Source organism: Pseudomonas sp. D1-36 (genome assembly GCF_051132205.1).
Taxonomy (GTDB): Bacteria; Pseudomonadota; Gammaproteobacteria; order Pseudomonadales; family Pseudomonadaceae; genus Aquipseudomonas.
Window position 1 is genome coordinate 3,381,541 of sequence record NZ_CP071674.1, and the last position, 22,482, is coordinate 3,404,022.

21 protein-coding genes and 1 pseudogene are annotated in these 22,482 nt (G+C 61.2%); 13 read left to right on the forward strand and 9 right to left on the reverse strand.

All coding sequences use genetic code 11. The features are described from left to right. Positions 1 to 10 precede the first annotated feature (10 nt). Positions 11 to 1,220: pseudogene (locus J3P76_RS14955) on the reverse strand (colicin E3/pyocin S6 family cytotoxin). 153 nt (positions 1,221 to 1,373) lie between these two features. Further along, a complete protein-coding gene (locus J3P76_RS14960; RefSeq protein ID WP_420767678.1) occupies positions 1,374 to 2,114 on the reverse strand; it encodes a gamma-glutamyl-gamma-aminobutyrate hydrolase family protein in 741 nt (246 codons plus the stop codon). A 146-nt stretch (positions 2,115 to 2,260) separates the two neighbouring features. Here J3P76_RS14960 and J3P76_RS14965 point away from each other — a divergent pair, with 146 nt between their 5' ends. From J3P76_RS14965 to J3P76_RS14980, 4 genes are all read left to right on the forward strand, one after another. Beyond that, a complete protein-coding gene (locus J3P76_RS14965) occupies positions 2,261 to 4,027 on the forward strand; it encodes a S8/S53 family peptidase (protein WP_434610913.1) in 1,767 nt (588 codons plus the stop codon). 96 nt (positions 4,028 to 4,123) lie between these two features. Then, on the forward strand, positions 4,124 to 4,285 hold the full coding sequence (locus J3P76_RS14970; protein WP_420767676.1) for a DUF2986 domain-containing protein: 162 nt from the start codon (positions 4,124 to 4,126) through the stop codon (positions 4,283 to 4,285). A gap of 4 nt (positions 4,286 to 4,289) precedes the next feature. Next, the gene (locus tag J3P76_RS14975; RefSeq protein ID WP_434675004.1) at positions 4,290 to 5,090 is read left to right on the forward strand and encodes a DUF6630 family protein; all 801 of its coding nucleotides are present in this window, start codon (positions 4,290 to 4,292) and stop codon (positions 5,088 to 5,090) included. 200 nt (positions 5,091 to 5,290) lie between these two features. Continuing rightward, on the forward strand, positions 5,291 to 6,244 hold the full coding sequence (locus J3P76_RS14980; RefSeq protein ID WP_434610909.1) for an alpha/beta fold hydrolase: 954 nt from the start codon (positions 5,291 to 5,293) through the stop codon (positions 6,242 to 6,244). Positions 6,245 to 6,308: 64 nt separating this feature from the next. Here J3P76_RS14980 and J3P76_RS14985 read toward each other — a convergent pair whose 3' ends face one another. From J3P76_RS14985 to gabT, 4 genes are all read right to left on the reverse strand, one after another. Continuing rightward, positions 6,309 to 6,716 (reverse strand): ester cyclase, encoded by a 408-nt coding sequence (locus J3P76_RS14985; RefSeq protein ID WP_434676585.1) that lies wholly within the window; start codon positions 6,714 to 6,716, stop codon positions 6,309 to 6,311. A 74-nt stretch (positions 6,717 to 6,790) separates the two neighbouring features. Continuing rightward, the gene (locus J3P76_RS14990; protein ID WP_420767674.1) at positions 6,791 to 7,279 is read right to left on the reverse strand and encodes an Lrp/AsnC family transcriptional regulator; all 489 of its coding nucleotides are present in this window, start codon (positions 7,277 to 7,279) and stop codon (positions 6,791 to 6,793) included. A 45-nt stretch (positions 7,280 to 7,324) separates the two neighbouring features. Beyond that, a complete protein-coding gene (locus J3P76_RS14995) occupies positions 7,325 to 7,981 on the reverse strand; it encodes an HAD family hydrolase (protein ID WP_434610906.1) in 657 nt (218 codons plus the stop codon). 38 nt (positions 7,982 to 8,019) lie between these two features. After that, positions 8,020 to 9,315, reverse strand: coding sequence for a 4-aminobutyrate--2-oxoglutarate transaminase (gabT, locus tag J3P76_RS15000; protein ID WP_434700913.1), 1,296 nt, complete (start codon positions 9,313 to 9,315; stop codon positions 8,020 to 8,022). A gap of 287 nt (positions 9,316 to 9,602) precedes the next feature. Between gabT and J3P76_RS15005 the strand changes: the two genes are divergently transcribed. The 3 genes from J3P76_RS15005 to J3P76_RS15015 all read left to right on the forward strand — a co-directional run bounded on the left by J3P76_RS15005 (position 9,603) and on the right by J3P76_RS15015 (position 12,338). Continuing rightward, positions 9,603 to 10,529 carry a 2-hydroxyacid dehydrogenase gene (locus tag J3P76_RS15005; protein ID WP_434610902.1) on the forward strand — a complete coding sequence of 309 codons (927 nt, stop codon included), beginning with the start codon at positions 9,603 to 9,605 and terminating at the stop codon, positions 10,527 to 10,529. Between the two features lie 201 nt (positions 10,530 to 10,730). Further along, positions 10,731 to 11,588 carry a GNAT family N-acetyltransferase gene (locus tag J3P76_RS15010; protein WP_434700915.1) on the forward strand — a complete coding sequence of 286 codons (858 nt, stop codon included), beginning with the start codon at positions 10,731 to 10,733 and terminating at the stop codon, positions 11,586 to 11,588. A gap of 42 nt (positions 11,589 to 11,630) precedes the next feature. Then, positions 11,631 to 12,338, forward strand: a complete 708-nt coding sequence (locus J3P76_RS15015) for a cupin domain-containing protein (protein WP_434563559.1) — start codon at positions 11,631 to 11,633, stop codon at positions 12,336 to 12,338. A gap of 511 nt (positions 12,339 to 12,849) precedes the next feature. On the opposite strand, the gene J3P76_RS15020 is transcribed toward J3P76_RS15015, so the two are convergent. The 3 genes from J3P76_RS15020 to J3P76_RS15030 all read right to left on the reverse strand — a co-directional run bounded on the left by J3P76_RS15020 (position 12,850) and on the right by J3P76_RS15030 (position 16,154). After that, on the reverse strand, positions 12,850 to 13,992 hold the full coding sequence (locus J3P76_RS15020; RefSeq protein WP_434563557.1) for an HlyD family secretion protein: 1,143 nt from the start codon (positions 13,990 to 13,992) through the stop codon (positions 12,850 to 12,852). Further along, entirely contained in the window at positions 13,989 to 15,650 is a 1,662-nt protein-coding gene (locus tag J3P76_RS15025; protein ID WP_434563555.1) for an MFS transporter, read from the reverse strand. Before J3P76_RS15025 ends, J3P76_RS15020 begins: the two co-directional genes overlap by 4 nt. 240 nt (positions 15,651 to 15,890) lie before the next feature. Further along, positions 15,891 to 16,154, reverse strand: a complete 264-nt coding sequence (locus J3P76_RS15030) for a hypothetical protein (RefSeq protein ID WP_434700917.1) — start codon at positions 16,152 to 16,154, stop codon at positions 15,891 to 15,893. Between J3P76_RS15030 and J3P76_RS15035 the strand changes: the two genes are divergently transcribed. The 6 genes from J3P76_RS15035 (at position 16,147) to J3P76_RS15060 (ending at position 22,306) form a co-directional block, all read left to right on the forward strand. Further along, positions 16,147 to 17,448, forward strand: a complete 1,302-nt coding sequence (locus J3P76_RS15035) for an OprD family porin (RefSeq protein ID WP_434563553.1) — start codon at positions 16,147 to 16,149, stop codon at positions 17,446 to 17,448. The two genes, J3P76_RS15030 and J3P76_RS15035, sit on opposite strands and share 8 nt — an antisense overlap. A gap of 181 nt (positions 17,449 to 17,629) precedes the next feature. Further along, positions 17,630 to 18,448 (forward strand): NAD-dependent epimerase/dehydratase family protein, encoded by an 819-nt coding sequence (locus tag J3P76_RS15040; RefSeq protein WP_434675005.1) that lies wholly within the window; start codon positions 17,630 to 17,632, stop codon positions 18,446 to 18,448. A gap of 43 nt (positions 18,449 to 18,491) precedes the next feature. Then, entirely contained in the window at positions 18,492 to 19,397 is a 906-nt protein-coding gene (locus J3P76_RS15045) for an SMP-30/gluconolactonase/LRE family protein (protein WP_434675006.1), read from the forward strand. A 56-nt stretch (positions 19,398 to 19,453) separates the two neighbouring features. Next, entirely contained in the window at positions 19,454 to 20,422 is a 969-nt protein-coding gene (locus tag J3P76_RS15050; RefSeq protein ID WP_420764462.1) for a TRAP transporter substrate-binding protein, read from the forward strand. Between the two features lie 76 nt (positions 20,423 to 20,498). Further along, the gene (locus J3P76_RS15055) at positions 20,499 to 21,026 is read left to right on the forward strand and encodes a TRAP transporter small permease (protein ID WP_420764463.1); all 528 of its coding nucleotides are present in this window, start codon (positions 20,499 to 20,501) and stop codon (positions 21,024 to 21,026) included. Further along, the gene (locus J3P76_RS15060) at positions 21,026 to 22,306 is read left to right on the forward strand and encodes a TRAP transporter large permease (RefSeq protein WP_420764464.1); all 1,281 of its coding nucleotides are present in this window, start codon (positions 21,026 to 21,028) and stop codon (positions 22,304 to 22,306) included. The genes J3P76_RS15055 and J3P76_RS15060 overlap by 1 nt, the downstream gene beginning before the upstream one ends. Positions 22,307 to 22,482: the final 176 nt, after the last annotated feature.

A 22,482-nucleotide genomic window follows, 5' to 3' on the forward strand; every position in this document is an offset into this window, starting at 1 on the left:
CTTTTGATCCTCACAAATACTTTCTTATGCTGCGATTTTTCTTAGGGCCATCTGTCTGCTCGCCAGTAATTGGATCGAATGCACCTAAATGACTTCCGTCGCTTGCTCGGTAAGCTTCCAGTTCACCGTGCGAGGCATCCCACTCGTAAATGGTCCGGCCTTTGGCGTCGAGCCAGCGATCTCTTAAGCCTCCGCCTCCTTGCACCGGAGTTTTCTTCTTGCCTTTCTTCAGACCAGAGAAGCCCGTAATTTCATGTGTCTTCGGAGCAGGATGATAGTCGTGGCCCGCCTCGGCCAGACCCTTTCGGCGGATGCTCAAAACCACATAAACCGGCCGAACCCCCGAGTCCACCGGGAACACCAGAATGAAATCCTTGTACTCCGGCGGATAGATCGGATTGACGATGATGCTGTCCGCCATCGGCGTCGACGGGTAGATCCAGATATGCGGGGTTTGGGGGGCGGCTTCCAGGGCGGGGATGCCGAGGGTTTCGGAGGGGTCGGTGGCTGGGGTCCAGATCAGTTCGATGCCATCGCCCAGGTCGGCGATGTATTGGTCGGCGCGCGGCGTCAGGTGGACGACGTCGACCATTTCCCAGCCGCGGTTCTGACCGGTGTAGAAACCGTAACCCTTGATACTGCCGTCGGCCTGTTGCTCGATGCTCAAGCGCATGCGGCTGCGGGCCTTTTTTAGCTGGCGTAGCTGGTCTTCGCTGTAGAGCGCGCTGTCGCCCAGGCTGGAAGGCCAAAGCAAGGCGACGATCCCCGTTAACAGCGCCGCGCCAACCGTGCCTGCAGCGGCTCCCGCAGCCGCCCAGGGCGAGTCTGCCCAATGTAGCGGGAATTGCAGTTGAGCCGATCTGCTTGAGGGGGACAGTCCCGGAATCGTCGGCCTCGCGGCCGCCAAGCCACTTCAAGTCGCCGTACTGCTTGACCAGCTCCGGCGGAATGAAACCATGGGGGTTGTTGTAGTCGATGATGCCGTTGGGGAGCTCGCAGCATTTAGCGAAAACGGACCCGGTGATGGGCAGGGATTTTTTTTCGACCTTGCCCCATCTTTCCTTTTCGTAGGCGGCCTGTCGCGCAAGCATGGCGTCATGACTGCGCTGGAGTGCCTCGTACTCGGCCAGCTCGCTGGACGTCATGTCCCGGTAGGAAATGTTGTGCCCTTCGCCGGACCGTGGATTTTTGACTTTTGGCAGATTGTTTGGGCGCGTCACGAATCGCGATTCTCATCCTGAAAATTCAGGACGGACGCTATCGCAAGGGACTCATGCGGCGCTGTCAGACGCTTCTCGAATTGCCCGTTCCGTTTTCCTCAGACGGTGTGGGCCGGCAAGGCAACAAGATCTGCGTCTGTGTCACGAACCGGATTAGCTCGCCCGCTGCCTGCACGCCTCTCCGAACGCGCGAAAGATCGCCCGATAATCCGGATGCTCCGTCACTTCCCATTCCGGGTGCCATTGCACCCCCAACGCAAACGCCCGGCTGCCCTCCACCGAAAGCCCCTCCACCAGGCCATCCTCCGCCACGGCTTCGATGCGCAAACCCTGCCCCACCCGTGCGATGCCCTGGCCGTGGACGGAGTTGACTTCGATCTGTTCCTTGAGCCCCAACCGCGCCAACACCCCGCCCGGTCGCACGGTCAGTGCATGGTTGCGGGCGTATTGGTCCTGGACCGGCTCGTTGCTCGGCGGCTCGTGCTCGGCGCCGGGGCCGTTGAGTTGTTGATGGAGCGTGCCGCCAAAAGCGACATTCATTTCCTGGAAGCCGCGACAGATGCCAAGCACCGGAAGACCGGCCTCGACAGCGGCGCGCCAGAGCGGCAGCGCCAGGTTATCCCGGGCCGGGTCGTGCTCGGTGCCAGGCGGGCTGGGTGGGCCGCCGTAGTGATGGGGTTCGATATTGGAAGGCGAGCCGGTGAAAAGCAGCCCGTCCAGGCCAGCGATGACGTCAGCCGGATCGATCAGTGACGCAACCACCGGAAGGATCACCGGCAGTGCCTCGGCGGCGGTCGCGACGGCTTGTGCGTATTTGTCGTTGCTGAGCTGGACGGTGTGTGGGCCGACCTTGCCTGAACAGGCGATGATTCCGATCATGGGTGGACGAGACATAGGGTTCCCCAGTTTTTCAATTGCCTATGGATCGGATTTCGGCGCGGGTTCGGTTGTTCAATTTTGATGACGGCTGGCGCCATTGCCTGAACGAAGCCATCGACACAGCGGTCGGAACAGCAAACCCCGGCAAAGAAACCTCACCCATGCCCTTACGATCCGCTGTCCTCGTCACCTTGATCGCGTTGTCTGCCGGCACGTCTGCAATGGCGCAAGAGCCGTTGCGCCTGGAAAGCCTGAAGCGCTGCGGCGACTTGCTCGAAATCGAGCGCCAGGAGTGGTGCTTGACCGCGCGAGGGCTGGGTGAAGCAACGCCGCAACTGAAACTCGGTGAAAAAGCGATTCCCGCTGACAGGGTCCAGCGTGACGGCCAACGCCTGCGTCTGCATTTGGACAAGGCCGACTACCAAAGCGGGCCGCTCTGGCTGGAAGACGGTCCGCGCGCCAGCAATGCCGTCTGGTTGACCCTGCGCAGCAGTCATGTCGTCGCGGCCGGGCCGGATGAGGTGACCAAGAACATGGACGGCCTGACCACCTATGTGGATCTGGTCAGCGTGTTGATCGAGGAAAGCCACGATGGCCGCCAGGAGGCGGAACGTCTCGCCAACAAGTACGGGGCCAGGGTGGTCGGCAGCATCGCGCCGCTCAACGTGTATCAATTGCGCCTGCCGGCCAGGGACCTGATGCAGCGCGACGCGTTGGTGCTGCGCCTGGGCGGCGAAACCAGCGTCGATGCCGTAGTGATCGAAGAGTCCGGGGCCGAAGAAACCGAGCAAGCGCCCACCCAGCCCGAAGAGCCCAAGAAACCGGCCCAGGGCTCCGATGAATGGGCCGCGAATCGCTTTCTCGACGCGGTGCATTACTACCAGCGGCGCATCCCCGGGCAGCAGGCGCCAATCCAACCGCAGCCGGTGCGCATCGGCTTGATCGAGCGTGACGTGGATTTCGACACGGCGGATTTTGCCGACTATCTTGGCCCCTGCTCAATGCCGCGCACCTGCGTCTACGCCCGTGATGCGAACAAACCCGACAACCATGGCACGACCGTCGCCGGCATTCTCGCCGCGCGCTGGAACGATGGTGGCAACACCGGTTTGCTGCGGGGCCTGGACAAGGCGAGCGGCGGCTTCGAAGTGATCGTCGAGCGAAATTCGGACGCAGGGATCACAGCCAACATCGCCGCCTCGGTGAACCTCGTCGAGGATGGCGTCCGTGTGCTGAACTGGAGCTGGGGCATCCACCGCGTGGGAGCGAAAGACGTCAAGGGCGATGACGTCGATTCGCTGCTGCGTTCGGGTATTGCCATGAGCGGCTACGAAGAACTGCTGGAAGAGTTTTTCCTGTGGCTGCGCAAGGAACATCCCGACGTGGTGGTGGTGAACTCCGCTGGCAATGGGTCGTCATTTTCCGGCACCGATGAATACCGCCTGCCCTCCTCGTTCATTACCGAACAGTTATTGGTGGTCGGCGGACACCAGCGCAGCGAACGGGCCGGCGTCGCCGTCGATGACCCAGGCTACGCGGTCAAGCGCAACTCCTCGAATATCGACATGCGCGTCGACATCACCGCCGCCGCGTGCACCCACGCCTCGACGCCCAATGCCGGCGAGGATGGCGCGGTGCATTGCGGCACATCGTACGCCACACCCATGGTCACCGGCCTGCTGGCAGCGATGCTGTCGATCAACCCGCAACTTCACCCCGAACAGCTGCGCATGCTCCTGCGCCGCAGCGCCATGACCATTGGCGACAATCACGACTTCGAACAAATGGACGGCGAAGACCTCACCGCACCCATCCTGCCGTCGGAGCGCAATTACCAGCTCAACGACAAGGACGTAGGGCGTTCGGCACGGCTGGACATGCAAAAGGCGCTGGATCTTTCGGTGCAGAGTCGCAGCCGGGTGCGTTGATGCACGGCTCAAAATCAGCGCTACACTTTCGGCGATAACTTATTCGACTGGCGGTATGATCGACCCCCAGCCTCTTACGCGCCCAAGTGGAACAACATGAATCGTCGCAAGAAAATAAACCAGTTGCTCAAGGCCAACGCCAAAAAAGCCAGTGCCAAGCTGGCACCGAAAAGCAAAGACCGATACATCAGCAAAGCCGACCGACTGAAAATGGCGGCTGAAGCCGGACCGGACTCGACCGTTTCCCCTGAGAGCTGATTCTTTGAACCCCATCGACCTCCTGTCGCTTCAACGCGTCATCACCGCCCACGGCACACTCGAAGGCGCGGCCTATTTCGACGCAGAGGAAAGCCTCGTCCACGACATATTCGTGGATCGCATCGTTCTCCAGACCAACTACCTGGACCACAGCAGCTATAAGGTCGACCTGGCCGCGGGCGCGGTACGTGTGCGCAAGACGCGGCTGGATAACCACCACCGAGGCCACAAGGCCCAGGTGATCGACGATGCCATGGACGAGGACGATTGGCTGGAATTGGGCAGTCTGTGGCGGCGTCTGAGTCGTGACCTGGACACTCAGGGGCAAACGCCACCACCGGATCCGGCCGATACGCTGGCGGACCTGTTCGACTGCCTGTTCGACGAGACACACGCGCAAGCGCTGATCGAAAACATGCCGGCGGCTACCGGCCGATGGGACTGGGCGTGGACTCAGCTGCAATCGGCCCTTGTCAGCACGCATCGGATGGCTGAGTTCGAGTGGAAGGAATGGTCGTTGTCTGGCGTCTACGCCATCAACGCCCTCGCCCCCCTGCGCGAACGGGGCATTGAAATCCCCACGCCCGACGGCACAGTCGTCGATGCAGTCAATCACGCCGACGATTGGGAGCGGGCGCTGCTCCAGTATTTCAATGCACGACTGGAAATCCACGATCTGAAGCTGTTGGCCATCGGCACGCATTTCGACGAGTACCAAGCGTTTGCATGCCTGCCGATGAACGGTCTGGGCCTGGCCAATGCGTTGGAAATCATGGGCAGGCTGGGCATCGTCTACAAATGCTGATCCTGCTGTTTTGCGGCAAGGGAGCTCCCTTGCCACAAAACCCTGCACACCCAGGAAGCAGAACACGGGTATCTGAAATCCCCATAGTTGCTATCGACGCCAGCGCCGTTCTCGTTCCGCTGCGCCCTCTCTAATCTGCCCACCAACGGGATCGACGACGATCTCGGCAGATCAAACCGTCCCTTATGGAGAGAGAAACGATGAACACAATCAACCGCACCCTGGCTGTCGCAACCCTGGCCCTGGCCACCCTCGGCGCCGAAGCGGCGACACCTGTCCAGGCCGGCGCCAGCGCCTCGGCAATCGGCAGCGTGGTGCAGTCCGCCAGCTACATCACCACCAAAGATGGCGTCCAGCTGTATTACAAGGATTGGGGCCCGCGCAATGGCCAGGTCGTCACCTTCAGCCACGGCTGGCCGCTGGATTCCGACAGCTGGGAAGGACAGATGATGTTCCTCGCGTCCAAGGGCTACCGCGTGATCGCCCATGACCGCCGCGGTCATGGGCGGTCCAGCCAACCTTGGGAAGGCAACGACATGGATCACTACGCCGACGACCTCGCGGCGGTCATCGAAGCGCTGGACCTGAAGAATGTCACCCTGGTCGGCTTCTCGACGGGGGGCGGTGAAGTGGCTCGGTACATCGGTCGCCATGGCACAGCCCGGGTGAAAAAAGCCGTGCTGGTGTCCTCGGTTCCACCGCTGATGCTCAAGACGGATACCAACCCCGGCGGCTTGCCGCTCGAAGTCTTCGACGGCCTGCGCAAGGCCTCCCTGGAGAACCGCTCGCAACTGTACCTGGACATCGCGTCCGGTCCGTTCTACGGCTACAACCGCAAAGGCGCCAAGCCATCCCAAGGCCTGATCCAATCGTTCTGGGTTCAAGGCATGCAGGGCGGCAGCAAGAACACCTATGACTCGATCGCGGCATTCTCGGCGACCGACTTCCGTGGCGACTTGAAGAAATTCGACGTGCCGACGCTGGTGATCCACGGCGACGATGACCAGATCGTGCCCATCGACGCTGCAGGCCGCGCCTCGGCAGCGCTGATCAAGGGTGCCCGGTTGCTCGTCTATCCCGGTGCGCCGCACGGGCTGACCGAGACACACAAGGACCGTCTCAATCAGGACCTGCTGACTTTCCTCAAGGAATGAGGCTCGGATCGCCCTGGACGGTAACCCCTGTGGAGCGAGCCTGCTCGCTCCCACATGATTTTGCTCAAGGCCCTTCTTCGAAAGGGCTTTGGCGTTGCAGCGCCGCCTCCACCGCCGCCTTATCGATCACCGACCACACCCGAACGATCTTGCCCTGCTCGAAGGTATAAAACACGTTCTCGGAAAATCGAATCCGCCGACCGTGGGTGTCCAATCCGAGGAAACGTCCGCGCGGCGAGCAATCAAAAAGCAAACGACTCGCGACATTCGGCGGTTCGACCACCAGCAGGTCGATATTGAAACGCAAGTCCGCGATCGTGCCCACATCGTTTTCCAGCATCGCCCGATAACCCGCCAGGCCCACCGGGTCTCCGTTGTAGTGCACGCTGTCGTCGACGAAGCTGCCCAGGTCTTGCCAGCGACGGGCATTGAGGCAGGCGATGTAGTTGCGGTATTGCTCGGCCAGGTCCATGTCCAGGTCCTCCATCAGCGAGGGTTACCTGGCAGTGACTGCAGACAAAGGCCAGTGGTTCTGGACGAACGCCTTCAATGCCGCAACAGTTTGCGCAACGGAATCTCATCCTTGCGAACCGGCGACTTGATGACGATGTAGCTGAAGTACTTGGAGATGCCGATGTTCTTGTCCAGCAGGCTTTCCATCACGTCCTGGTAATCCTGGATGCTGCGGGTCATGAAACGGACCAGGTAATCGTAGCCGCCACTGATCAAGTGGCATTCGAGCACTTCGTCGACGAGGCGAATATTGGACTCGAACTTGGCGAAGTCCTCACGCTTGTGGTCGCTCAGGGTGACTTCGGTGAACACCGTCACCGAATCGGTGATCTTGGCAAGATTGAGATGGGCCTTGTAGCTGGAGATATACCCCGCCGACTCCAGGCGCTTGACCCGTTGCAGACATGGGCTGGCTGACAGCCCCACAGCGTCGGCCAGGCTGACGTTGGTCATGCGACCGTCTTTTTGAAGCTCGACCAAAATGCTGATGTCGATCCGGTCCAGTTTCGCTAAACCTTCCATCGCATACCCCTCGCCTGCCGTTTGTAAGACAATCTTCTAACAAAATCAGCGCCGTAAAGACAGCTGATGCTGAGCCACCAGGTCCGCCATACTGTTGATGCAGTAGTCCGCCGCGCAGGGTGCCGGGGAGGTGTCGAGGTCGCGACAGATCAGGCACACCGCCCCAACCGCCCGCGACCCTGTGCCAGGGCGGGTCACGTGAAGGATCGCCGCCGCGTCCAGCCCATTGGCGTCCAGCCAGTCACGATCCTGCAGCGGCGCGCTCGCCAGCGAAATGAAATCCTCCGGCTCGATGCCCAGGCGCCCGCACAACACGCCACGGTCCTCGGCGTCGCGGTCGCCCAATACCAACAACCGATAGAACTTGCGCAAGTAAAGCATCGCTCCCGGTGCGTCCTCGAACAGCGTCCAGCCCGCGGCCGAGCGGGCGAAGCTCATGCCCTCCTCCCAACTGGCCTTGAGCTTCCAGCGCTCGGCCAGTTGACGGTGGGCGAAACACAGCAGGCCACTGAAGCCCAACTCGCCGAAGCGCGGATACAGGGATTGCAGCACCTCGTTGAAATCGGCGAGCAACGCGGCTTTGTCCAATGGTCCGGCATGGTTTTCCAACAACGGCTGCAAGGCCGCCCAGACACCTGAATCACGATCCACCAGGACCTCATCGCAGTCGATCAGCAACGCCTGGTATTCAGTCAGCTTCATCTGTAAGCCTCCGATGATGTCCCATCGATCAACGCTCCCTAAACGGCACAGACCCGTGCCAAGGCGCCTTCGAGAATCTGCAACGCTTCGTCGATCTGCGCTTCGGTGGTCACCAGCGGCGCGAGGAAACGCAGGACGTTGCGGTACACCCCACACTTGATCACCAGCAGCCCACCGGCACGGGCTTCGTCGATCAGCCGCTGGTTGAGCTCCGCATCCGGCGTACGCGCATCGTCCTGCTTGATCAGCTCGATCGCCAGCATGAAACCCTTGCCCCGCACATCGCCAATGCGCGGATAGCGCGTTTGCAACGCCAACAGGCCCTGGCGCAACCGTTCACCCAACGCCTCGCCGCGGGCCAAAAGCTGTTCTTGCTCGTAGGCGTCGATCACCGCCAGCGCCGCCGCGCACGACAACGCGTTGCCGCCATAGGTGCCGCCCAAGCCACCGGGCAGCGGCGCATCCATGATCGCGGCCTTGCCGACAACGCCCGACAGTGGCAAGCCACCGGCCAGGCTCTTGGCGACGGTGACCACGTCTGGCTGGATGCCGGCATGCTGGAAACCGAACCATTTGCCGGTACGTCCGAAGCCGGTCTGGATTTCATCGAGGATCAGTACAATCCCGTGTTTGTCCGTCAGCGCGCGCAGGCCCTGGAGAAACTCGGTGGGCGCCGAGAGGAAACCGCCGTCACCTTGCACCGGCTCGATGATGATCGCCGCCACTCGCTCGGGCGCCACTTGGGTTGCTAGCAGCTCGTCCAGCGCTTGGAGCGCCATTTCGCCGGTGACGCCTCGATACGCGTTTGGATAAGGCGTGTGGAAGACTTCCGGCGCGAACGGCCCGAAGTTCTGTTTATAGGGCTGGCTCATGCCGGTCAGGGTGGTGCCAAGCAACGTGCGGCCATGGAAGCCGCCACGAAAGGCAATAACTGCCGAGCGGTTAGTGTGGGCACGGGCGATTTTCACGGCGTTTTCCACGGCTTCGGCGCCGGAGCTAAAAAACGCTGCCTTATAGTCGTGCTGGTCGCCGATCATTTCACACAGGCGCTGAGCCAGATCCAGATACGGCTTATAGGCCACGACCTGGAAACAGGCATGGGAGACTTTCTGCAATTGAGCCTGCACCGCCGCGACGACTTTCGGGTGGTTGTGGCCGATGTTGAGCACACCGATGCCACCGACGAAGTCCAGGTAGCGCTTACCGTCCACGTCCCATAACTCCGAACCCTGGGCCCGATCGATCACCAACGGGTGCGCGGTCACCAGCCCACGGGGCACGAATTGATCACGCTGACGGAGCAGACTCGGGGTTTCTTCGACTTTACTGTTCATTGGCATTTCCCATCGTGAGCCGCGCAACCAGGAAGCGGCTGCGGTGTGTTCACAGGTTAAGCGTTCGACGCAACGGTCTACGCCGAACTTGCTCGTTGAGAAATCCGGATCGACTGTTTACACCCCGGCAAACAGCAGAATCCGCCAACGGCCTCGCGCCCCAACGATTCTGCCGCCATGGGCGCGCTACAGCACCGCCCCGTGCCCCCCTGCGCATGCCTTTCGACAGATCCTGCTTCGCCATTCAGGCATGCTGAACACTCTGGAATCTGACGCGAGAACTGTCCATGGCCCTGCTCTATAAAGCTGACCCGATACGCGGCGAACAGTGGCGACGCCTGTTCGCCGAACAGGCACCCGACATCCAATGGCGGGCCTGGCCAGACATCGGCGATCCTCGGGATATCCGCTACCTCGCCGCCTGGCAGGCACCGGATGACCTCGAGACGCTGCTGCCCAACCTTGAGGTGCTGTTCGCCCTCTCGGCCGGCGTCGACCAACTCGACCTCGCACGTTTGCCACCCACGCTGCCCGTGGTGCGGCTGCTGGATCCAGGCATCAGCCAGGGCATGTGCGAATACGCCAGTTTCGCCGTGCTCAGCCTTCATCGAGACATGATGCGCTACCGCCAGCAACAGGCCGAACGTCGCTGGCAGGCGCATCGCCTGGTGCCGGCCCGGCAACGTCGGGTGGGTGTCATGGGTCTTGGTCTGCAGGCGCGACAGATACTCGCCACCTTGAAGCCATTCGGCTTTGCCTTGTCGGGGTGGGCCCGTAGCGAACATCACATCGATGGCGTGACCTGTCACGCCGGCGCCGAGCAATTGCCCGCTTTCCTCGGCCAGTGCGACATCCTCCTGTGCGTGCTGCCGCTCACCGAACAGACCCAAGGCATCCTCAACCGCCAGCTATTGGAGCATCTGCCCAAGGGGGCAGCCTTGATCAACATGGGCCGGGGGGGTCACCTCGTCGAGGCGGACTTGCTCGACGCACTCGCCAGCGGGCAACTGAGCGCGGCAGTGCTCGACGTGCTGACGCAGGAACCGGCCGATCCCGGGCATCCTTTCTGGAACCACCCGCAGATCCTGCTGACGCCTCATATCGCGGCGATGACCCAGCCGGAGACAGCCTTTGACGGACTGCTGGAGAACATTCGACGGCACCAGCGGGGCGAATCGATGCTGGGCCTGGTGGATCGCGAGCGCAATTATTGACATGGCTATCGCGCAAATCGGCTCGGTATTTCCTGCTGGGCTGACGCCCCGTTGGGGCAAGAAATTCGGCCGGCGCCGCTGCGGCTTATCGAAGCTGCCGAATTCACTGGCGGCTATTGTCAGCCCAGGCGACAGGTGAGATACAACCATTCTGCACGGACAATTGCGTCCGGCTCCACGTCAATTTCCAGGGGACCCGCCATGTCCATTTCGCAACGCCCTGCTTACGTTTATCGCGCCATGACCGACGCTGATGTTCCCTCGGCGCATGCCTTGTCCGTGCAGCTGAAATGGCCCCATCGCCTGGAGGATTGGGCCATGTTGCAGCGGCTCGCCCAAGGTTTCGTCGCACTGGATGGGGATCGCTTGATCGGCACTGCGTTCTCCTGCGCCCAGGGCAACTACGCCACCATCGGCCTGGTTATTGTCGACGATGAATACCAGGGCCGGGGCATCGGTCGCAAGTTGATGGAGTTGGCGATCGAGGCTTGCGGTTCGCGGACCGCCGTTCTCAATGCCACGTTGGCCGGCACGCCTCTATACGCCAGCCAGGGCTTCGTTGAGTTCGGGCAGATCCAGCAACATCAAGGGCACACATCGTCACCTGTCCCGCCGGCCCTGGCCAAAGGCCAACGCTGCCGTGCGCTGGCACCGGCCGATCGGGCCGAGTTGATCAGGCTGGCCAACCTTGGCAGCGGCCTGGATCGCGAGGCCGTGCTGAACGATCTGTTCGATGTCGTTGAACAGGGCGTGGGCATCGAGCAGGACGGCCAGTTGCGCGCCTTCGCCCTGCTTCGCCCTTACGGACGCGGACGCTGCATCGGCCCGGTCATCGCCCAGGACGCCACGCAGGCCCGGCACCTGGTCGCGGCATTGCTGGCCCACGTGCCGGAGGCGTTCGTGCGCATCGATATTCCCGCCGACTGCGGCTTGGGGCCCTGGCTCGAAGAGATTGGCCTCAAGCACGTCGACACCGTTGCCCAGATGGCACAAGGCACCGCGCCCCAGGCCAGTGGCGGCGTGCGCCAATTCGCACCGGTGACCCAGGCCATCGGCTGACAGACTCTTCATTCCATGCCGTTAATTCCGGAGCAATGTTTCATGCTTGAACCCACTGCAATGCTGTTGGCGCGCGCCGATGGCAGCCCCGCCTCCACCTCATTCAAGCCAGGTTCATTGGGTGCCAACGACCCCTTCGACCGGCTCATTGCCTACGCTGGGGTTGATGGCATGGCCGCCGGCGTGGTCCGGGCCGGCGGACGAATCAGCGTCGAGGAGTATCCGTTCAGCGAAACGATCGTCGTCCATGCCGGGGCGGTCACGCTGCGCAGCCAGGCGCAAACGCTGCGGCTCAATCCGGGCGAAAGCGCTGTGATAGCCCGTGGCACCGCCCTCGAAATTGATGCGCAACCGGCTTCGCTGTGGGCCTTTTGTGCCGATACCCAATCCGTCGAGGCCAATCAACCGGGACTCACCGCCCTGCCCGCGCCGACCTTGCTTGCACCCTCCGCGGCGCCCGACGAAGAGATCCTGCTCAGCCCGGCGCCGCAATGCCGCTCGCACAACCTGTTCGTCGAGCAAGCGACGAACCTGCGCATCGGCATCTGGGATTCAACCCCCTACACACGCAAGTCACGGCCGCACAAGCTGCATGAACTGATGCACCTGCTCGAAGGCAGCGTCACCTTGCAACTGGCCGACGGCACCGAGCTGATCGTCGGCACCGGCGATACAGTGTTCGTTCCCTTGGATGCCCCTTGCGCCTGGAAAAGCAGCGTCTACGTGCGCAAGGTCTATGTCGTGAGATGAGCGCCAGGCACTGAATTCAAGATTGCACCGGGTTCTTGTGGGAGCGAGCCTGCTCGCGAAGAGGCCGGCACATCCAGCATCTTCATAGCCTGGGGTGCCGCCATCGCGAGCAGGCTCGCTCCCACATTGGATTTTTGGTAGCCACAGAACTTACATAATCCACATTGGATTTTTGGCAGCCATAGAACTCACATAATCCACATACCCTTGTGGGAGCGAGCCTGCTCGCGAAGGGGCCGGCACATCCAGTATCTTCATCGCCTGGGGTACCGCCATCGCGAGCAGGCTCGCTCCCACATTGGATTTGTTGGTAGCCACAGAACTTACATAATCCACATTGGATTTTTGGTAGCCACAGAACTCACATAATCCACATTGGATTTTTGGTAGCCATAGAACTCACATAATCCACATACCCTTGTGGGAGCGAGCCTGCTCGCGAAGGGGCCGGCACATCCAGTATCTTCATCGCCTGGGGTACCGCCATCGGCGAGCAGGCTCGCTCCCACAATTATTCTGTTTTTTCTGCATTACCCGCCGTATCGATACTCACCACCACCGACATTCCCGGCCGCAGGCGTTCGCTTTCCGGCTGGCCTGGATCGACTGTGATGCGAACCGGCACGCGCTGGGCGATCTTGACGAAGTTGCCCGTGGCGTTGTCGGCCTGCAACAGGCTGAACTCAGAACCGGTGGCCGGGGAGATCCGTTCGACATGCCCATGGAATCGGCGATGGCCGAGGGCATCCACGGTGAAACTTGCCGGCTGGCCAACACGCACCTTATCCATCTGGGTTTCCTTGAGGTTGGCGATCACCCATTTCTGGTTCGGGACCAGGGCCATCAGCTGTGCACCGGAGTTGACGTAGGCCCCGAGGCGTACGCCGATCTGCCCCAACTGACCGTCCCGGGGCGCCACGACTCGGGTGTTGGACAGATCGATGCGCGCCAGTTGCACCGTCGCCTCGGCACTGGCGACGGCGGCTTCGAGGGAGCCACGGTTGACGACCACCGTTTGCAAATCCTGGCGGGCGATTTCCAGGCTGGCCTGGGCTTGCGCCACGGCGGCTTGGGTTTGTGCGCTGGCCGCGCGGCTCAGGTCCAGCTCACGCTGGGACACCGAACCGTCTTTGATCAGTTCCTCGTTGCGGCGCAGGTCGGCGGCGTTTTTTCGTGCCTGGGCCTGGCTGTCCGCCAGCGCGGCCTGACGCAGCTTGATGGTGGCTTCGGCGCTGTTGCGTTGTTGCACGACGTTCGCGAGGGCCGCTTGCTGCACGGCCAGTTCCGCCAGTGCCTGGTCGAGACGTTGTCGATAGATGCGGTCGTCGAGGCGCACCAACAGATCGCCAGCCTTCACGAACTGAAAATCCTGCACCGGCACTTCATGCACGTAGCCGCTCAACTGCGGCCCGATGATCGTCACTTGCCCGCGCACCAAGGCATTTTCTGTGGTTTCCACGGCGCTACCGAACGGCGGCAATTGCCAGGCATAAAGCACCACCAGCACACCGACGATCGCCACTGCCGCGAACCCCAGGGATGAAAGAACTCTTATCCGCAGGGAACGCGGTTTTGTCGCTGGAACGGCGGGTGGCGCCTGGTCCTCAGGCGTATCGGCGATGGCGTTGGTGGTCGTGGAGGTCGGCTCGGTCATGAAGAAGTGGCACCGCTTGGTTGTGTCGAAGGGGCAGGCGCTGTGGCGACGTGCTGGGTGGTAGTCATCAGCCACAGGGCGCGGAGGGAGATCCAGATCATGGTCAGCACGGCGATCACCGCGATCAGCATGAACACATCGTTGTAGGCCAGCACGTTGGCTTCGCGGGTGGCGGCCGCGGCAAGGCTGCGAATGCCTTGCAGGTGCCGCAGGCCCGGATCGGCGATCAGCGAACCCACCGCCGAGCCACCGCTGTCCACCCGCGCGGCCACGCGAGGGTCGAACAGGTTGATGTTTTCCACGAGGTGGCTGGAATGAAATTTCTCGCGCACCACTTGGAAGGTACCGAGCACCGCGGCCCCCACCAGGCCACCGAGGTTCTGGCAAATCCCGAACAACACGGAAAAACTCACCAGATTGCGCGGGTTGGTCAGTACATTGCGCACGCCGAGAATCATCGTCGGCCCCAGGAAAAACGTACTGCCAAACGCCAGCAGAAACTGACTGAAATACATGTTCTGCGGGCGGCTCAGGTTGTTCGAGTAGCTGTCCATGACCGAACCTGTCGCCATCAACGCGAGGGAGATGATCAGGGGCATGAACAGGTGCGCCGGGTTGATCGTCAAGGCACTGGTCACCAGCCCGGCGATGCTGCCGACCAGCATCACCACATAAAGGCTGTGCATCTGTTGGCTGCTCATGTTTAGCGCTTGCAGAAACCCCACCGCTCCAGTGGATTGTTCCGAAGTCACCATGCGAATCAGGATCACCGCCAGGGCCAGGCGGATCATCACCCCACTGCCCAGCCAGCGCGTCATCAGCATCGGGTTGCTGCGGTTATGCTCGATCGCCAGGCCCGCCAGGATCAACACGATGGACAGCGCCGAGGCCACGCCGATCCATGGCGCCTCCAGCCACCAATCGATGCGCCCCAACGACAGCACCGCGCACAACAAGGCGACGCCGCTGGCAAGCACCGTGAAGGTCAGGAAATCGAGTTTTTCAAACGTCTTGAAGCGGTCGCCCGGTGGCAACTTGAGCAGCAGCACGCAACCCAACGAGAGCAGCGCCATCCCCAGTTCGAACAGGTAGAGGCCCCGCCACTCGGCAATTTGCAACAGGTCTTCGGAGAACAACCGGGCCATCGGCAAGGCCAGCTGCGAAGTCCCCAGGCCCAGCACTAGCGCCTTGAGCCGCCACTTCGCCGGGAAAGCCTGGACCATGTAATACAGGCCCAAGGAGCTGAGGGCAGCGCCGACCATGCCATGGGCCGCCCGCACGGCAATCGCCGAGTTCAGGTCGTTGACGAACAGATGACCGAACGTCACCAGGGCGTACAGCGCCAGGAACACCTCAGTGAACGCGCGCAAGCCGAACTGCTGGCGAAACTTTACCAGCAGCAGGTTCATGGAGACGTTGGTCATGACGTAGGCGGCGGGCAACCAGGCCATCTCGGCGGTGGTGGCGCCGAGGGCCCCTTGCAAGTAAGGCAAGTTGGCGATCACCAGCGAATTGCCCAACCCCCCGGTCAACGCCACCAGCACGCCCACCAGCGCAAAGGCGAGCCGTTTGGGCGTGGGATGCAGTGGCGTCGACGGGGAGCCTGGCAGCGTCGGCCTTTCGTGGGGCTCCCAGGCGCGTGGGGTGTATTGATCCATTCAGAGACCTTGCAGGGACATGTCGGCTCGTTTGCCACGGGTCAATTCCCGTTCGACGATGGGAAGGTGCAAGAAGTGCCCGGGGCTTTTGCGTGGCGAGGGAGCTTGCTCCCGCTGGCTGCGCAGCAGCCTCCCCTGTAAACGGAATACGCCGTAGAGAGTCGCCTGGGATGGGGCTGCTGTGCAGCCCGGCGGGAGCAATCTCCCTCGCCACCCACTGCCTTTTTCGAGGCCATTCGACTAATGTCTTACGCCGGTCATCGCATGACCTGCGCCGCTCGTCGCTATCCTGGGGGCACCGTTTTTCCTTGCCGCAACGGCCCGCTTGCCTGCGTTTTGTAAGGCGAAAGCGTTGAAATAGCCCATGGCCGGATCATTCTCGATGAAAATTTGCGGTAATGGCCAGTTGACAACGAGGAACGCTCCACAAATAATCCGCCCCATGTTGTACGACGACGTATGACAAATAAAAACAACAAAAAGTAGGAGCGTCAGAGTGAGCACTCGTGCCCGTTTTTCGTCCAGTAACCGCCCCAGCCGCCGTACCCTTCTCAAATCCACGCCCGCGCTGTCACTGCTCGGCTGTACCGGTCTGGCGCTGTTCATGCCCATGACCGCTGGTGCCGAAGGCTTTGTCGATGATGCCAAAGCCACGCTGAACCTGCGTAACGCCTATTTCAACCGCAACTTCGTCAACGACAACGCCACCCAGGGCAAAGCCGAGGAATGGACCCAGAGCTTCATCCTCGACGCCAAGTCCGGCTTCACCCAGGGCACCGTCGGTTTCGGCGTAGACGTGCTGGGCCTGTACTCGGTCAAGCTCGACGGCGGTCGTGGCACGGCCGGCACCCAGCTGCTGCCGGTGCACGACGACGGCCGCCCGGCCGATGACTTCGGTCGCCTGGGCGTGGCCCTGAAGGCCAAGGTCTCGAAGACCGAATTGAAAGTCGGCGAGTGGATGCCCGTGTTGCCGATCCTGCGTTCCGACGATGGCCGTTCCCTGCCGCAAACCTTCCGTGGCGGCCAGGTGACCTCCACCGAGATCAACGGCCTGAGCCTCTACGGCGGCCAGTTCCGCGCCAACAGCCCGCGTAACGACGCGAGCATGGAAGACATGTCGATGAACGGCCGCGGTGCATTCACCTCCGACCGTTTCAACTTCGGTGGCGGCGAATACGCCTTCAACGAAAAACGCACCCAGGTCGGCGTCTGGTACGCGGAACTGTCCGACATCTACCAACAGCAATATTTCAACCTGACCCACAGCCAGCCGATCGGCGACTGGACCCTGGGCGCCAACCTCGGTTACTTCACCGGCAAGGAAGACGGCAGCGCACTGGCCGGCGACCTCGACAACAAAACCGCCTTCGCCATGCTTTCCGCCAAATACGGCGGCAACACCTTCTACGTCGGCCTGCAGAAAGTCGGCGGCGACGATGCCTGGATGCGCGTCAACGGCACCAGCGGCGGCACCCTGGCGAACGACAGCTACAACTCCAGCTACGACAACGCCAAGGAAAAATCCTGGCAACTGCGCCACGACTTCAACTTCGCCGCCGTCGGCGTGCCGGGCCTGACCCTGATGAACCGCTACATCAGCGGTGACAACGTTCACACCGCCACGGTCGACGACGGCAAGGAATGGGGCCGTGAAACTGAACTGGCCTACACCGTGCAGAGCGGCGCACTCAAGAGTCTCAACGTGAAATGGCGTAACGCATCGATTCGTCGCGACTTCAGCACCAACGAATTCGACGAGAACCGTATCTTCATCAGCTATCCGATTTCGCTCCTGTAAGACCCATGGAACACTTGCCATGAACGCCTGCCAGCGCCATGGCGAGCCCCGGCAAGGATGCCGACCCAGAGCGGTTCGTCGATCAAACGTTGACAAGGTAGCGGAAGGATAAGGATATTCCCTCTCGGTCGTACGACAACTTATAACAACTGTACCTCTCACTGTTTGCTCAGGTAATGCCATGACCACCACACAGATTCGCCATCCCTTCAATCGCCTGCTGTTGACCGGCGCCGCCGGCGGCCTTGGTAAAGTCTTGCGCGAACGCCTCAAGCCTTATGCCCGCCACATTCGCCTGTCTGACATTGCCAACATGGCCCCGGCCATCGATGAAAGCGAGGAAGTGGTGCCGTGCGACCTGTCGGATAAGCAGGCCGTGCATCAACTGGTTGAAGGTGTCGATGCCATCCTGCATTTCGGTGGTGTATCGGTTGAGCGTCCATTCGAGGAGATCCTCGGCGCCAACATCAGCGGCGTGTTCCACATCTACGAAGCCGCGCGTAAGCACGGTGTCAAACGCGTGATTTTCGCCAGTTCCAACCACGTCATCGGTTTCTACAAACAAGACGAAACCCTCGACGCCCACTGCGCTCGCCGTCCGGATGGCTACTACGGCCTGTCCAAGTCCTACGGCGAAGACGTCGCCAATTTCTACTTCGATCGCTACGGCATCGAAACCGTCAGCATCCGCATCGGCTCGTCGTTCCCGGAACCGCAGAACCGTCGGATGATGAGCACCTGGCTGAGCTTCGACGACCTCACCCAACTGATCGAATGCTCGCTCTACACACCCAAAGTCGACCACACCATCGTCTATGGCGTCTCCGCCAACCGTGACGTCTGGTGGGACAACAGCCACGCCGCGCACCTGGGCTACAAGCCCAACGACACCTCGGAAATCTTCCGCGCCAAGGTCGAAGCGCAACCGATGCCGGCCGCCGATGATCCGGCCATGGTCTACCAAGGTGGCGCCTTTGTGGCCGCCGGCCCGTTCGACTGATCCGCCTGTTGTCCGTGGGATACAAACGAACCAAGGAATCACCATGCAAGCCGAATTGATTGTCGACGCACGCAACGCCGTCGGGGAAAGCCCTGTGTGGGTGCCCGAGGAAAACGCCTTGTATTGGGTGAACATCCCCAGCGGCGGCCTGCAGCGCTGGAGCGCCAGCAGCGCAAAGATCCAGAGCTGGGAAGCCCCCGAAATGCTCGCCTGCATTGCCCGTCACCAGGACGGTGGCTGGATCGCGGGGATGGAAAGCGGTTTCTTCCGCCTGCATCCACATGACGACGGCAGCCTGGACAGCGAGCTCTGTGCAAACGTCGAGCACAGCCGCGCCGACATGCGCCTCAACGATGGCCGTTGCGACCGCCAGGGCCGTTTCTGGGCCGGCAGCATGGTGCTGAACATGGGCGCCAATGCGGATGAAGGCAAGATGTACCGTTATGAAGCCGGACAACGCAGCCCGGTCGAGGCGCAACTGAGTGGTTTCATCGTGCCCAATGGTCTGGGCTTCAGCCCCGACGGCCGGACGATGTACCTGTCTGATTCACACCCGCTGATCCAGCAGATCTGGGCCTTCGACTACGACATCGACAGCGGCACCCCATCCAACCGCCGCCTGTTCGTCGACATGATGCCCCTGGCCGGTCGCCCGGACGGCGCGGCAGTCGACGCCGATGGTTGCTATTGGATCTGCGCCAACGACGCCGGCTTGATCCATCGCTTTACGCCGGATGGACGTCTCGACCGCTCCCTGGAAGTGCCGGTGAAAAAACCGACCATGTGTGCCTTTGGCGGCAGCCAGCTGGACACCCTTTTCGTGACCTCGATCCGTCCTGGAGACGACAACGATCCGCAATCCCTGGCCGGTGGCGTGTTCGCGCTGAACCCCGGCGTCAAGGGTCTCGCTGAACCTGCTTTCGGAGGATGGAAACACTCCGCGAACTGATCTGCTTTGCCGCTTCACATCGATAGACATAAAAACAACAACACTGGAGATTGACCATGAATTTCAAACGTACACTTCTGATCGCGGCCTTGCCCCTGGCCTTCCTGGCACAGGCGGCGCAGGCTCTGGACATCAAGATCGCCGACATCCACCCCAAGGGCTACCCAACCGTGGTCGCCGAGGAATCCATGGGTAAAACCCTGGAAAAGGAGAGCAAAGGCGAACTGAAGTTCAAGTACTTCCCGGGGGGCGTACTGGGCTCTGAAAAAGAAGTGATCGAGCAGATGCAAGCCGGCGCAATCCAGATGTCCCGCGTCAGCCTGGGCATCGTCGGCCCCGTGGTGCCGGACGTGAACGTCTTCAACATGCCATTCATCTTCCGCGACCAGGCGCACATGCGCGCCGTGATCGACGGTGAGGTCGGCGATGCGATCCTGGACCGGATCACCAACTCCGAATTCGGCCTGGTGGCCCTGGCCTGGATGGACGGCGGCACGCGCAACCTCTACACCAAGAAGCCCGTGCGCACGCCGGAAGACCTCAAGGGCATGAAAATCCGCGTCCAAGGCAACCCTATGTTCATTGAAATGATGAACGCCATGGGCGGCAACGGTATCGCGATGGACACTGGCGAGATCTTCAGCGCGTTGCAGACTGGCGTGATCGACGGCGCGGAAAACAACCCGCCGACCATGCTCGAGCACAACCACTACCAGAACGCCAAGTTCTACAGCTTGACCGGGCACCTGATCCTGCCTGAGCCGATCGTGATGTCGAAAATCACCTGGAACAAGCTCACCCCAGAGCAGCAGGACATGGTGAAAAAAGCGGCCAAGGCTGCCCAGGCTGAAGAGCGCAAGTTGTGGGACGAGAAATCGGCCGCCAGTGAAGAAAAACTCAAGAAAGCCGGCGTCGAGTTCATCACCGTCGACAAGAAACCCTTCTACGACGCCACCGCGCCGGTCCGAGCCAAATACGGTGCACCGTACGCCGACCTGATCAAGCGCATCGAAGCTGTCCAGTAAGACCTCTTAATCTGTACTCATGAAACGGCTGGGCGCGCCTGCGGTTAGAAGGCGCGCCCGGTAACGGTGGAACCCGATGAAGAATTTGCTGCTGCGTATCAACGACAAGATTTACATGACTTGCATCTGGGTGGCCGGCCTCTCTGTCCTTGCCGTTGCGCTGATGATCCCTTGGGGCGTGTTCGCCCGCTACGTCCTTGGCACCGGCTCAAGCTGGCCGGAGCCCACCGCGATCTTGCTGATGATCGTCTTCACCTTCATCGGCGCCGCCGCCAGCTACCGCTCCGGGTCGCACATGGCTGTGGACATGGTCACCAGCCGCCTGCCCCAGCACTGGCAAAACGTGGCTTCGGTGTTCACCCAGTTGATGATGGCAGCGGTGTGCATTTTCATGACCATCTGGGGTGCCAAGCTGTGCATGACCACTTGGAACCAGTTCATGAGCGCCATCCCTACCCTGCGAGTCGGCATCACTTACATGCCGATCCCGATCGGTGGGTTCCTGACCCTGATTTTTGTCTTGGAAAAACTCTTGCTGGGTGATCAAAGCCAGCGTCGGGTCGTGCAGTTCGACCTGGTAGAAGAAAACGAAGGTGCCGCTTAATGGACGCTCTGATTCTGCTGGGCAGTTTTTTGGTATTGATCCTGATCGGCATGCCGGTCGCCTACGCGCTGGGCGCCGCCGCCCTGATTGGGGCATGGTGGATCGACATTCCGTTCCAGGCCATGATGATTCAGATAACGGGCGGCGTGAACAAATTCTCGCTGCTGGCCATTCCGTTCTTCGTCCTGGCCGGCGCGATCATGGCCGAGGGCGGCATGTCTCGCCGGCTAGTGGCCTTCGCCAGCGTGCTCGTAGGTTTCGTCCGTGGTGGCCTGTCCCTGGTCAACCTCGTGGCCTCGAGTTTCTTTGGCGCGATCTCGGGTTCCTCGGTGGCTGACACCGCCTCGGTCGGTTCGGTACTGATCCCGGAAATGACACGCAGGGGCTATCCACGTGATTACGCCACCGCCGTCACCGTCAGTGGTTCGGTACAAGCGCTGCTGACACCGCCAAGCCACAACGCAGTGCTGTACTCTCTCGCCGCTGGCGGCACCGTCTCCATTGGTTCGCTGTTCATGGCCGGCATCGTCCCCGGCATCATGATGAACCTCTGCCTGATGGCGCTGTGCCTGGTCTTCGCGAAAAAGCGCAATTACCCCAAGGGCGAGGTTATTCCGCTCAAAGAAGCGCTGAAGATTTGCAAGGAAGCCATGTGGGGCATGATGACGTTGTTCATCATCCTGGGCGGCATTCTCTCGGGTGTGTTCACTGCCACTGAATCGGCCGCCATCGCCGTGGTGTGGGCGTTCTTCGTGACCATGTGCATCTATCGCGACTACAAGTGGAGCGAGTTACCGAAACTGATGCACCGTACGGTGCGCACCATTTCCATTGTGATGATCCTGATCGGCTTCGCCGCCAGCTTCGGCTACATCATGACGCTGATGGAAATCCCGGCGAAGATCACCACCGCGTTCCTGACGCTGTCGGATAACCGCTACGTGATCCTGATGTGCATCAACGTGATGTTGCTGCTGTTGGGCACCGTGATGGACATGGCACCGCTGATCCTGATCCTCACGCCAATCCTGATGCCAGTCATCGTCGGCATCGGCGTGGACCCGGTGCAGTTCGGCATGATCATGCTGGTGAACCTGGGTATCGGCCTGATCACGCCGCCGGTGGGCGCGGTGCTGTTCGTCGGCTCCGCCATCGGCAAGGTCAGCATCGAAAGCACCGTCAAGGCCCTGCTGCCATTCTACGGCATGCTGTTCCTGGTTCTGCTGCTGGTGACGTACGTGCCCGCCATTTCGCTGTGGTTGCCACATTTGGTGTTGTAACAGAAAACAATAGGTCCCCTTGTGGCGAGGGGATTTATCCCCGCTGGGCTGCGCAGCGGCCCCAAAACCAGCCATCTCGATTTGTCTGATACACCGAGATTGAAGCCTTTAGGGCTGCTTCGCAGCCCAGCGGGGATAAATCCCCTCGCCACACTTGGGCGTATTCCCCTCCAGCT